General features: G+C 35.6%; 10 protein-coding genes. 3 read left to right on the top strand and 7 right to left on the bottom strand.

Annotated features, from left to right (window positions below; all coding sequences use genetic code 11):
* Window positions 1-84 precede the first annotated feature (84 nt).
* The 3 genes from MCY_RS03095 to glyS all read left to right on the top strand — a co-directional run bounded on the left by MCY_RS03095 (window position 85) and on the right by glyS (window position 5044).
* Window positions 85-1779 (top strand): tetratricopeptide repeat protein, encoded by a 1695-nt coding sequence (locus MCY_RS03095; RefSeq protein ID WP_019224315.1) that lies wholly within the window; start codon window positions 85-87, stop codon window positions 1777-1779.
* A gap of 101 nt (window positions 1780-1880) precedes the next feature.
* Entirely contained in the window at window positions 1881-2822 is a 942-nt protein-coding gene (locus tag MCY_RS03090) for a glycine--tRNA ligase subunit alpha (protein ID WP_007346909.1), read from the top strand.
* Window positions 2822-5044 (top strand): glycine--tRNA ligase subunit beta, encoded by a 2223-nt coding sequence (glyS, locus tag MCY_RS03085; RefSeq protein WP_007346908.1) that lies wholly within the window; start codon window positions 2822-2824, stop codon window positions 5042-5044. The genes MCY_RS03090 and glyS overlap by 1 nt, the downstream gene beginning before the upstream one ends.
* Window positions 5045-5800: 756 nt before the next feature.
* Here the strand turns inward: glyS and MCY_RS03080 are convergent.
* The 7 genes from MCY_RS03080 to MCY_RS03050 all read right to left on the bottom strand — a co-directional run bounded on the left by MCY_RS03080 (window position 5801) and on the right by MCY_RS03050 (window position 12242).
* Window positions 5801-6307 (bottom strand): F0F1 ATP synthase subunit B, encoded by a 507-nt coding sequence (locus MCY_RS03080; RefSeq protein WP_007346907.1) that lies wholly within the window; start codon window positions 6305-6307, stop codon window positions 5801-5803.
* A gap of 11 nt (window positions 6308-6318) precedes the next feature.
* Window positions 6319-6885: a F0F1 ATP synthase subunit B gene (locus MCY_RS03075; RefSeq protein ID WP_007346906.1), complete on the bottom strand. Its 567-nt coding sequence runs from the start codon at window positions 6883-6885 to the stop codon at window positions 6319-6321.
* Between the two features lie 134 nt (window positions 6886-7019).
* Window positions 7020-7250: a F0F1 ATP synthase subunit C gene (locus tag MCY_RS03070; RefSeq protein WP_005773968.1), complete on the bottom strand. Its 231-nt coding sequence runs from the start codon at window positions 7248-7250 to the stop codon at window positions 7020-7022.
* A 54-nt stretch (window positions 7251-7304) separates the two neighbouring features.
* Window positions 7305-8063, bottom strand: a complete 759-nt coding sequence (locus tag MCY_RS03065) for a F0F1 ATP synthase subunit A (protein ID WP_026087996.1) — start codon at window positions 8061-8063, stop codon at window positions 7305-7307.
* 7 nt (window positions 8064-8070) lie between these two features.
* Window positions 8071-8505, bottom strand: coding sequence for an AtpZ/AtpI family protein (locus MCY_RS03060; protein WP_007346904.1), 435 nt, complete (start codon window positions 8503-8505; stop codon window positions 8071-8073).
* Window positions 8506-10141: 1636 nt separating this feature from the next.
* Window positions 10142-11566 carry a ribosome biogenesis GTPase Der gene (gene der, locus MCY_RS03055; protein WP_007346903.1) on the bottom strand — a complete coding sequence of 475 codons (1425 nt, stop codon included), beginning with the start codon at window positions 11564-11566 and terminating at the stop codon, window positions 10142-10144.
* 4 nt (window positions 11567-11570) lie between these two features.
* Complete coding sequence (locus tag MCY_RS03050) at window positions 11571-12242, bottom strand: DUF2659 family protein (protein WP_007346902.1); 672 nt, start codon at window positions 12240-12242, stop codon at window positions 11571-11573.
* Window positions 12243-12677 lie beyond the last annotated feature (435 nt).

The raw sequence follows: 12677 nt of genomic DNA, 5'->3' as shown, positions 1-12677 counted from the left end.
GAATTGCAATATTTCTCAATAAGGTAATGAGATATGATTTATAAACGACACAATCGATTGATTGCCTTGAAGAAGATGCGCTCCATGTGCACTGCAATGGTATCCCGGCTTTTTACCCTCTTTATCGTGGGTATTATGCTGATACCATCCTCCACTTACAGTAAAATAAACGCCGCCATTCATACAAGCTCATTTACAGGTGCTTATTTAGCTGGAAGAGTTGCAAATCATGAAAATCAAATAGATCTTGCCATCAATTATTTTAAACAAGCACTCGTTTACCAACCTGATAATATTGAAACACAAAAAGAGCTTCTTGAAGCTATGCTCTCCGTAGGAGACTTTAAAGAAGCTGTACAACAAGCAAAGAAACTCAAAGAGCAAAATATTATAACTCCTTTTGTTTCCTTAACATTGGCAGTAGAAAGTCTCATCAAAAAAGACTACAAAAATGCCAAGATTTTTCTACAATTAAAAGAACTTCCTACATCCAATAATCCAATACCTGAATTAATCAGTGCTTGGATTACGTTTGGATCTGGACAAAAATCTCAAGCAATCGCTGATCTTAAGAAGCTAAAAGGTCCTGTCTGGTATGACCTTTTTATATCTTATCACCTAGCACTTATGAGCGATTTTTTAGAACGACCACAAGATGCAAAAGAATATTTCATTAAAGCACTGAGTAACAAAAATGGAACCCTGATCGCTCCTAATACCTATGAACGTATTATTACAGCCTATGCCTCACTTCAATTGCGCCATAATATGCGAAACCAAGCTCTTCAAACAATCCAACATGGCGAGCAAATGTTACCAGGTCGAGAAGTCTTCAGAAACTTCCGAGAAAAAATTGAATCAAACGCTTTCCTAGAGAAGATTGTTAAAACACCTCAACAAGGAGCAGCCGAAGTGTTGTATAATTTTGGAACAGCCCTCAATCACAAAAACTCAGGGCGAATTGCACGTATTTTCCAACAGTTATCTTTCGCCTTATACCCTCAAAATGACGCAACGCTGTTTCAACTTGCACAGATTTCTGCAAAATTGAACGATTCTCATCAAGCTATTAAACTTTATCGCGCTTTATCTCCTAAATCTCCTTATTATAAAGATGGACAACTTCATCTTGCATTCCTTCTTTCCAATAACAATAATTACAAAGAAGCAATAAAATTACTCACATTGTTAAATAAAACATTTCCCAATGATCGTAATATTTTGATAACACTCGTTGCTTTTTATATGCAGGACAATAAATTTCTTGAATCCACTAAAACTCTAAACCATGCTATTGCTCAAATAAAAAACTTTCAGCAGGATGATTGGAAACTCTTTTATCAACGTGGTATTGCTTTTGAACGTTTAAAACAGTGGTCAAAAGCAGAAACTGACTTACGAAAATCACTTGAATTTTTTCCAAATCAACCGCAGGTTCTTAACTATTTAGCTTATTCCCTTGTGGAACGTGGTGAAAAACTTGAAGAATCCCTTCATATGCTGCAAAAAGCTTCTACTTTGCAATCTCACAACAGTCATATCCTTGATTCTTTAGGATGGGCTTATTATAAACTAAAAGAATACAACAAAGCAGTTCAAATATTAGAAAATGCTGTTAGATTACAACCTGAGGACCCAACATTGAATGATCATTTAGGAGACGCCTATTGGAAAGTTGGTCGTAAGCGTGAAGCAATATTTCAATGGAATCATGCAATTGACGGAAAACCAGAAAATTCTCAACAAATTCAAAAAAAATTGAAATTTGGTTTGCAATAAACGATGCTTAACCGTAAACCATATGAAATAATAGATAGTTATGGAGACTAAAATTTCTTTGATAGCTATCTATGCTATTCAATGTTTAAAGAGTATAAAGCGTGAAACTACCTGAATATCTTAATCCCACACGTTCTTTTCAGGGACTAATCTTAACTTTACAAAATTATTGGGCCAACTATGGATGTGCGATTTTGCAACCTTACGATATGGAAGTTGGAGCCGGAACTTTCCATCCAGCAACAACACTGCGCTGCCTAGGCCCACGTCCTTGGAAAGTCGCTTATGTTCAACCTTCTCGACGTCCAACAGATGGTAGATATGGTAAGAATCCAAATCGTTTACAACACTATTATCAATTCCAAGTGCTTATCAAGCCCTCTCCATCCAATCTACAAGAGCTTTATATCAAATCTCTACAAGCTATCGGACTTGATACAAAACTGCATGATATTCGCTTTGTTGAAGATGATTGGGAAAGTCCAACCCTTGGCGCTTGGGGACTCGGATGGGAATGTTGGTGCGATGGAATGGAAATATCTCAATTTACTTATTTTCAACAAGTTTGCGGCATTGAATGCGCTCCAGTTTCAGGAGAACTCACATACGGTCTTGAGCGTCTAGCGATGTATATCCAAAAAATTGATAACGTTTATGACCTTAATTTTAATGGTTTAGAGAAAAAAAACAAAATAAGTTATAGAGATATTTTTTTACAAGCAGAACAGGAATACTCATATTATAACTTTGAATTTGCCGATACAAAGCTGCTGCACCAGCATTTTATTGATGCAGAATGTGAATGCAGTGCACTTCTTGATGCTGGAAAACCAATTAAAGAAAATGCATTCCATCGCTGTGTTTTTCCTGCATATGATCAATGTATTAAAGCGAGCCATATCTTTAATCTTTTGCAAGCACGTGGCGTTATTTCTGTAACCGAGCGGCAAAATTATATTCTTCGCGTTCGCGATCTCGCGCGCCGTTGTGGAGAAGCTTTCTTACTCACAGAAGCTGGACAAATATACACTGGAGAAGCATAATGTCAGATCTTCTTCTTGAGTTTTTTAGTGAAGAAATCCCCGCACGTATACAACGAAAAGCTGCTGCTGATCTTAAAAAAGCTGTTACCGATAAACTCGTAAATACTGGACTAACCTATAAAGCTGCTCGTGAATATTGGACACCTCGTCGGCTAACATTGGACATACGCGGACTTTCTACACACTCAAAAGATATTCATGAGGAACGAAAAGGGCCAAGTACAAAGTCACCACAGCATGCAATTGATGGTTTTCTACGTGCAACGGGATTGAACAATATCTCTGAAGCACATATTAGACATGATGATAAAAAAGGTGATTTTTATATTGCTAAAATTGTAAAAAAAGGCAAAGCCGCAGAAGAAATTATTGCCGATATCTTACCAGATATTATCCGCAACTTTCCGTGGACAAAATCTATGCGTTGGGGAAAAGATTCAGCCAAAAGTGGTGCTCTAAAGTGGATTCGACCTTTACAAAATATTCTTTGCATTTTCGGACCAGAAATTGGCGAAACACATGTTATTCCATTTAAAATTGGTTCTCTTAAAAGCAATAATCTAACTTATGGCCATCGTTTCTTAAGTGACGGAAAGCCATTCCAAGTGCGTCGCTTTGATGACTATGTTACTAAACTTGAAACTCATAAAGTCATTCTAGATGCTGAAAGACGAAAGAATATTATTTTAGCCGATGCACAGAATCTTTGCTTTGCAAACGGTTTAGAACTGGTTCAAGATAATGCTCTCTTAGAAGAAGTTTCTGGTCTTGTTGAATGGCCTGTTATCCTTATGGGTAATTTTGACAAATCATTCCTTGATATTCCCCCAGAAATTATTCGCTTGACCATTCGAGCCAATCAAAAATGTTTTGTCACCCGTAAACAAGGAGAAAAGACAAAACTTTCTCATCATTTTATTCTCGTTTCTAATATTCTTGCAAATGATGAAGGCAAAGAAATTTCTAAAGGAAATAGTAAGGTTGTCCATGCCCGTCTTTCTGATGCACTCTATTTTTTGCAAACAGATCAACGTAATTTGCCTAATATTAAACAATTGGAACCTTCTATAAAAAAATTTGATCTTGATATAAAAAAGCCTCTTGATCAAAGAATGGCACAGCTTGATCATTTAAATGTAACCTTTCACGCTAAATTAGGTACGCAAGGTGCAAGAATAGAACGCATTGCTACACTCGCACAAAAAATTGCGCCTTTGATACAAGTAGATCCTCTCTTAGCAAAACGTGCAGCAGTCCTTGCAAAAGCTGATTTACAAACAGAAGTTGTTGGAGAATTTCCTGAACTGCAAGGGGTAATAGGAAAGAAATATGCCCTTCTTCAAGGAGAAGATCCTCGCGTAGCTGTGGCAATCGAAGATCATTATAAACCTCAAGGCCCCAAAGATCATCTTCCTCAAGAACCGCTTGCTATAACAGTTATGCTAGCCGACAAAATTGATACGATCGTTGGCTTTTGGCTCATTAATGAAAAACCAACTGGTTCAAAAGATCCCTATGCGTTAAGGCGAGCAGCACTGGGAATTATTAGACTTGTACTTTCACGGAATTGGAAAATCAATTTCATACCACTGTTTCAGTTGGCAACAAACCTTTTCTTACAACAAAAAAGTAGAGATGAAATCTATCAAAGAGAAAATTTACAATTGCAGAATCTGCCTTCAGAAAAAACAGAACATATTTTATCAGATCTGTTATTCTTTTTTCATGATCGTTTGAAAATTTATCTAAAAGAGAAAGGGGCTCGTTATGATGCTATTGAAGCAGTTTTAAACAAAAAGTCTGATGATTTTTTATTAGTTGCACGTCACGTCGAGTCGCTTATTGCCTTCATCAATACAAATGATGGTATGAGTTTTGTAACCTCTGTAAAACGTACTGCCAATATTCTCGAAAATGAATTTCAAAAAAGTACAATAACAAAGAATGCAATTGACTCGGAACTCTTGGTTGAGGAAGAAGAAAAGCAGCTCTATCATGCAATTTGTGAGGTAGAAAAAGAAATTCTTAATTACATTAGTGAAACAAATCTATCGCCCACACTCAGTGTGCTCGTTCCACTTGGAAAATCAATTGATGTATTTTTTGAAAAAGTATTGGTGAATGATAAAAAAACTGATATTCGTGCTAACCGTCTTGTTCTTCTCAAACGCATTCACACGATTACACAAACGGTTGCAGACTTCTCCAAACTTATCATTTAAAACTAAAAATCTTCTATCAACTGATGAAAATAGTGAAGATAAAATTTTTCTTTTTTAGCGCTTTTGTTAATTAATATCTCAAAATATCATAAAAGCTTTCCCGTGAGACTCAAGCTAACTTTAAAAAACAGTAGAATTTTTAGCATCAATGATACGTTAGTATTAACTTCCTCATCACATCTCAAAAAATAAAGATTCCTATCCGATCAGATTTAATCCGGATTTCTATCGAACAGACTCCTCTAAACTTCTCATTTATGAGGTTTATCTATATGAAGACAACAAACTGATTTATAACGATACCTTATCATTTTTATATTCAATAAAGATATTAGAATAAAATAAGAATCTCTTATTTTAAACTTTCCCATTATGAGAAATAATCATCTTTATAAGAAGGATTAACATACAGATAAAGAAATCTTGAGAAATAAGTGAAGGCATTTCTTATAAACTATACTAAACGTAAAAGAAGTTGCTGAATACAAAAGTAGTCACACTACTTTAACTAATAATACAATAACGATACTGGCTTATCCATTAATAATCGCAAAAATGATGGTACGCTCTAATAGGCATCACAGATCCTTACGAATAGAATTCAAAAGACTAATATAAGCTAGATAACACACCTCTTTAAACTTAAATATACAACTAACACAAAATTAATATTGCAACATACTTCAAAAGATAAAGCATTCAATATTAAAAATATTATACACTTAAAGAAATGACTTTTTTATCTTAGGGACCCCATTAATTAAGATGTGTTTTCATTTTGGTTTTCATTTTGATCAGTGTTTCTTTTGCAAAAGATTCTTTAATGAATTCATCTGCCTTATTAGCATCTAATTCCTTTGCAATGAGGACACGTGCCGTAGAAATTGCCAAATCGATAGCAAATGAAGAGACCATGCGTATTGCATCCGATTCTGCCTGAATGATTTTTTGCTCTGCCAATTTATTACGGTTTTTGACATATTCTTCTGCCTTTGTACGAGCCTCAGCAATAATAGACTCAACTTCATGCTTTGCTGCAGCAATGATTTCTTGTGCATCTTTTTCTGCTTCTGCATGTCTGCGTTGATATTCAGACAATATCTCCTGGGCCTCTTCACGAAGACGTAAAGCCTCATCAAGTTCATCTTTTATACGTTTTGCTCGGGCATCAAGATGACGTATAATCCTCTGTGGAATTTGGAAATAGACTAAAATAGCCAAAAAAAGAACTAACCCAACAAAAGCCCAAAAAGTATCAGTCATCTCTGTCTTCCTCAATAATCCGCAGTTTTAATAACTGAACGAACATCATCTCTACTGACATCAACATCTATCAATTTTTTCACAATTTCAAGGGATACCTCTTCAGCGATAGACCCAACATTTTGCATCGCTTTATCCCGAATTTCTGCTATCTGTTTTTCGGCAGCTGCGAGCTTTTTTTCTAAACTCTCTTCAATTGCCTTCCGTTCAAACTCTGCCTTTTCTTTTAATTCTTCACCAGCTACCTGCGCTATAGCATACGCTTTCGAACGCGCTTCTGCTAATTGCCGCTCATAAGTTTCAACAACGGTGTCTGCTTCATGCTTCATACGCATCGCCTGATCTAAATCAGATGCAATTCGATCTCGACGTGTTTCAATAACACCACCAATACGTGGCACAATCACACGAGAGATAAAAAGATAAAAAAGTCCGAAAGAAATTGCCAACCAGAAAAAATGCGAACCAAAATGTGCAACATCAAAAGGTGGAAACACACGATCTGAATGCTCTGAAACTTCTTTAATATGTTCTACCGACGTTTCAGTATTCTGTGCATACGCGCTGGGAAAAAACATCTTCCTTCATCCTTTAAATAGCTTATTAAAGCCCTCTATAACCAATAATAACCGATTAACATCTCTCTGGTTAAGAGCTAAAAGGGTAAACCCTTAATCTCATGCAGAGAATAGATATACCCTTTTCATGATGATCAAACTCCAAAAAGAAGTAATAAAGCAATGAGCAATGAAAAAATACCCAAAGCTTCTGTCACAGCAAAACCGAAGACGAGACGTCCAAACTGACTATCTGCAGCTGATGGATTACGTAATGCACCAGAAAGATAGCTACCAAAAATATTACCAAGCCCTAAAGCTGTTCCAGCCATACCAAAGCAAGCAAGACCAGCTCCAATATATTTTGCTGCAAGCACCATTTCCATATTATTCTCCTTTAAAGCAAAATTGCACTATTCGACGGAAAACCGCCAATTCTATTAATGTCCTGGATGAATTGCATCATTAAGATACATACACGTTAAAACTGTAAAGACATAAGCCTGAAGAAACGCAACCAAAAACTCAAGAGCCGTAATCGCCACAGTCATAATAAGAGGCAAAACCGAACCACCAATGCCCACGATTCCTACCCCAATCATTGAAACAACAAACCCTGCAAACACTTTGAGCGTAATATGACCAGCAAGCATATTCGCAAAAAGACGAAGTGAAAGACTGATTGGACGAGAGAGAAAAGAAATAATCTCAATCATTGTTACCAGAGGCAAAACCACAACAGGAACCCCACTCGGAACGAACAATTTCAAAAAACTGATCCCATGCTTATAAAAACCATAACCAATCACTGTCAAAATCACTACCATTGCTAACGAAAACGTGATCATGATCTGAGATGTAACCGTATAAAAATAGGGAAAAAGACCAATAAAGTTAGCAACCAAAATAAAAGTAAATAAAGAAAAAACTAAAGGAAAAAACTGCATTCCCTGCACACCAGATGATTCCCGCAGAGTCGATGCGACAAACTCATAGGCCATTTCTGAAAGAGATTGCATCCGTGTTGGAACTAATCCACGACTTGATGATGAAATAAAAAGAAAAACAGAAGTTATAACAACGGTAACGACTGTAAACAATGATACATTTGTAAATGATAAATCCATATTTCCTATGGAAATATTAATCAGTCGTGAAACTTCAAACTGATGAATAGGATCCGGAGCATGCGCTGTCACTTTAACCTCATTTATCGGACCTCTCATTGGTCCCTTTATTTTGTTCATCTTGGCACAACACGCCTTTTTGTCTTAATTGACTGGAGGAAATATACCCCACAGACCGAAGAATACTCAATACACCAGCAACAAATCCAAGAAAAAGAAAAAAAACCAATCCCCAAGGCCATGAACCTGCTAACTTATCAAACCCCATCCCCAAAACAATACCAACTATAATACTTGCCATAAAATCACTGGAAAGTCTAATCGCATCTGCCATCCCTCCTTGTGATTTTTCCCGCTTATTCTTACTTTCCTGCTTCTTTAATACCTGCCTGCGCATTAAAGCTACGCTTAAGTTCTTACTACGACATTCCAAGTCCTCTGACTGAAAACACTCTTCTTGCTTTTTCTCTTCAGCCTCCTTGAGGCTTATAACGGGTTTTTTGCCCATCGCCATCATTGGCTCCTTAATCAAAAAGCAAAGCAAAAATGCATTTTATAAAATCGTGCGCATCATATTGTTCCCAAATTTATTCGTCAAGATATTAAAAGAAATCTATCACAATTTATCATATAAATTTTTATCACATAAATAACGTATTTTTTAATTCATATACTTTTTTTGAAAATATTTTTAGGAACCTAAACCGATTTCATCGACAGCTTGTGAATGTATCACAAGAAACTCCCGTGAATAACATAAAGCTCATAGGACCGCCATCTTTCTCAAGATTGTACCAATCCTCGTTTTTTTAAAGAGACTATAGAAGGTTTTTCTTTTCTCAATCATTTTTAATTACACATCATTCCTACTTATGATATACAAAAAATAGTTTTGATTAATTTAATATGGATAAACTTGGAATATAAGGGAACTTGCGCGATTCGGCGTTTTTAATTTAATATAAAAATGATGATTTATAATCATAAATCAAAATCTTGTAGAAGAACGCTAAACATTAACATAATTGCACATAATCATTCTAGCTTGCAAACAAATGTAATGTTATCTCGTTTTCTGCCAAAACCATATTTATGTCTCGTATCATTTAAATATTCTAAATGTATGTGAATTCATTGACACAAAACAGACAGATAAAATATGTCGCATCATACTTTGGTAAAGTATTGATTTATAATGATAGTTTATTATTTATTCAGCTTAAATAAGAGCTCTGAGTAGCAAAAGATACTCTTTCGTATTCATATTGAATTAATCAAAATTTTTTGTTTGTCCATCACAACCAGAGGTAAGGTACGATTAAAAATACCTTTTATACCCTGTTAAAAAACGAGAATTTGGACAATGGTAAAAGCTTAAAAACAGTATCACAACGCTGTCTCTTACATCTTTTGTTCAAATAGACTTGCATTTTTTATTTTAATAAAAATCTACTCAAAGGGTCTTATATAACCCTATTCTCAAGATATTTTATCATTACAGATACCGTTACAAAATACGCTTGAAGGCATTAAGAGAGTTTTCTTTAAATACAAGATAATAAATCCACGATTCTAAATCAGTTTAATAGAATACAATAAAATTTGAATAGAACCACCCTACCACTTTAGACAAAATCAATCCACTTTTAAACCTTACTCTTTACAATTGAATATTGGTAAATTCAGCAGATATTGTTGCTTTTTATTTAGATAAACTGTCGCAAGCAAAAGCATTTATTAATAGTCTTTATTTTATAAAAGCCCATTTAATGTTTCTTTTCAAACGAGCATAATAATTATCCTCCCTCCCCTCATACTGCATCTATTCTTGCATTAAAACAGCTCATTAAGAGGATTGGTGCGCTTTCTTAAATACTCCTAAACTCTTCTCACAACATGTGAATAAATGATCTTTATCAAGAGATAATTAAAATGAAAAAGCTCTCTTCAATAGAGTTCATAATAAGTGATTATTGGATAAATCGAGACTTTAGTAAATAAAGAATTTTTTCTTTTATAACAAAAAGAAAGATTATTGGCTGTTGAGGTTATCAATTCATTTTCATATTTAGAACGCTATAGATTATCAAAAAGCTGATTTTTAAGATTCTTAAGTGTAGATTTCATTCACTTAAAAAATTAAAGAGCTATCATTTCTTCTTGGAATGTACCACAAAAGGATTATCAGAGGCGCGTAATGATATACGAACTGGTACACCAAATAGATCAAATGTTTCACGCAACCCATTAATAAGATAACGCAAATACGACTGAGGCATTACTTTAGGGCGCGAGCAAGAAATCATAAATCCAGGAGGACGTATCTTAACCTGTGTGATATATTTAACCTTAAGCCGACGCCCTGAAACCGCAGGTGGTGGATGGTGTACCACAACAGTCTCAAGCCATTGATTTAATTTAGCCGTTGAAATGCGCCGATTCCACACGCGATGCATCATCATGACATTTTCCATAAGCTTATCAATTCCTTGACCATATTGCCCTACTAAAGGAACAGCTCTCAAACCACGAACTTGAGGAAGAAATCGTGCACATTTTTCATGTAAATCAATCAATGTGGTCTGACTATTTTCAACAAGATCCCACTTATTGAAAGCAATAACTGGAACACGCCCTTCACGAATCACAAGATCAGCAATTTGTAAATCCTGCTTTTCAAAAGGTATTGTTGCATCAAAAACAATGACCACTACTTCTGCAAAACGAATGGCGCGCAAAGTATCTGCAACGGATAGTTTTTCTAATTTTTCTAAAACTTTTGATTTTCGACGCAAACCTGCAGTATCAAAAAGTTTAACATGACGACCATTCCATTCCCAATCCACAGAAATAGAATCGCGCGTAAGTCCTGCTTCTGGTCCTGTTAATAACCGATCTTGTTTCAGCATACTATTGATAAGAGTAGACTTTCCTGTATTGGGGCGCCCCGCAATTGCAATCCGAATAGGTTTATTTTCATCGTAAATAAGTCCCTCTTCTTCCAAATCGTTGATATCATCACCAACAGATGCGAGCTGTATGATCATATTTTCTTCTTCATTTCTGCCGAAAACGCGCTCTGTCCCAACAGCGTCTATAATAGCATCACGAAGATCACTAAATCCCAAACCATGTTCAGCCGATATTGAGCAAGGCTCTCCCAAACCTAATGACCATGCCTCATATTCTCCTCCTGTGGCCACTCTTGATTCAGACTTATTGACAACAAGTACAATTGGCTTTCCTGATTTGCGAACCAATGAAGCAAGGTTTAAATCACTGAGTGTTATTCCATTTTTCGCATCAACTACGAATAAAATAAGATCTGCTTCATCAATCGCAGCTTTTGTATGAGAACGCATACGCCCTTCAAGTGTATGATCACCTGCTTCTTCCAGCCCAGCCGTATCAATCACATCAAAACATAGATCTTGCAGTTTTGCCGTGTGAATACGCCGATCACGCGTCACACCCGGCTGATCATCAACCAAAGCCAATTTTTGCCCAATCAAACGATTAAAAAGTGTTGATTTCCCAACATTGGGACGGCCAACTATAGCAATAGTAAGGCTCATCGATTTATTCCTTATTTGCCTTGCCCTCAGCTTGTATAAGCTCAAGCATCATTCGCGCCCGATCTACTATCTTTGAACCCAAAGCACCTTCTTCGGCAATTTTCTTAAAATAATAAACTGCTTCATCCATTTTATCCACTTTATAAGCAGCTAAGCCCAAAGCCTCTCTTGCAGACATACGCATAGGATCAATATCACTTGCTATATCTTCAACGCGCCTTTTTACATCATCCAAAGTCCCTGTATCAACTAATATATATGCTGCCCGAACTTTCGCAACTTTCCGCAAAATTTGCGGCGCCTTCTCATCTGCTGCAACAGAATCAAAAATCTCCACTGACTTAGTAATATCACCTTGCTCCATGAGTAAAGAAGCTTCCAGCAAATGAGCAAGATAAGGGTATCCCCCAAAGTTGGAGTCTTTAGCACTCTCCAATTGCTTTATCGCCTTATCAAAATGACGTATATCCGCAAGATTAAGGCTTTTTACAAATGCGTCACCAATATAGTTGGCTTTCTTTATTTGCGTATGATGGTAAATTTGATAAATAATTATCACCAAGATGAAAAGAAGACCTGCCCCAATAATCGAAAAACCATAACGTCTCCAAAAAGCAAGTGCCTTTTCCTGACGAAATTCTGCATTAACTTCAGCAATAAAACTATCATACGACATATATCATACCTTGTGAAAAATTTACTCTCTGTGCTTTTATGCATAAATGAACAAAGATGGTAGGCCTAAATCAAACTAAAAATCTTTAAATTTTTCGTTTATTTATGCCAATCAACATGTAATCAAACCAATGGGACTTTTGCAATTATCTTCGTCAAAAATAGTGTAAAAGCTCTTTTGATTCACATTACAGCTTTTAACATCTTGAGTCTTATAAAAAATTTACTGCTTTAATATTTGTCATGATTGCCTATCATCTTAAACATCCTTTCTCCTCATTATATGAGAGGAAGTGATAATCTTTTAAAGTTACAACGCAATCATTGTATTCGATTATACGAATTACAATGAAAAAACAATTCTTTTAAAAAACTTGAACAAACGATCAATTTTCATGAATGCCCCTTAAAACCAAATAAATAAATTTTTATCTGT

The sequence above is a fragment of the Bartonella rattimassiliensis 15908 genome, assembly GCF_000278215.1.
Classification (GTDB): Bacteria; Pseudomonadota; Alphaproteobacteria; order Rhizobiales; family Rhizobiaceae; genus Bartonella; species Bartonella rattimassiliensis.
The sequence above is the reverse complement of the archived record's forward strand: the minus strand, read 5'-3'. Positions and strand labels throughout refer to the sequence as shown.

Bases quoted from the DNA above. Each gene is read 5' to 3' on its own strand.
- MCY_RS03070 (WP_005773968.1), bottom strand. From the start codon at position 7,250: ATGGAAATGGTGCTTGCAGCAAAATATATTGGAGCTGGTCTTGCTTGC.
- MCY_RS03080 (WP_007346907.1), bottom strand. From the start codon at position 6,307: ATGACTGATACTTTTTGGGCTTTTGTTGGGTTAGTTCTTTTTTTGGCT.
- MCY_RS03060 (WP_007346904.1), bottom strand. From the start codon at position 8,505: ATGGCGATGGGCAAAAAACCCGTTATAAGCCTCAAGGAGGCTGAAGAG.
- der (WP_007346903.1), bottom strand. From the start codon at position 11,566: ATGAGCCTTACTATTGCTATAGTTGGCCGTCCCAATGTTGGGAAATCA.
- MCY_RS03050 (WP_007346902.1), bottom strand. From the start codon at position 12,242: ATGTCGTATGATAGTTTTATTGCTGAAGTTAATGCAGAATTTCGTCAG.
- glyS (WP_007346908.1), top strand. From the start codon at position 2,822: ATGTCAGATCTTCTTCTTGAGTTTTTTAGTGAAGAAATCCCCGCACGT.
- MCY_RS03075 (WP_007346906.1), bottom strand. From the start codon at position 6,885: ATGTTTTTTCCCAGCGCGTATGCACAGAATACTGAAACGTCGGTAGAA.
- MCY_RS03095 (WP_019224315.1), top strand. From the start codon at position 85: ATGTGCACTGCAATGGTATCCCGGCTTTTTACCCTCTTTATCGTGGGT.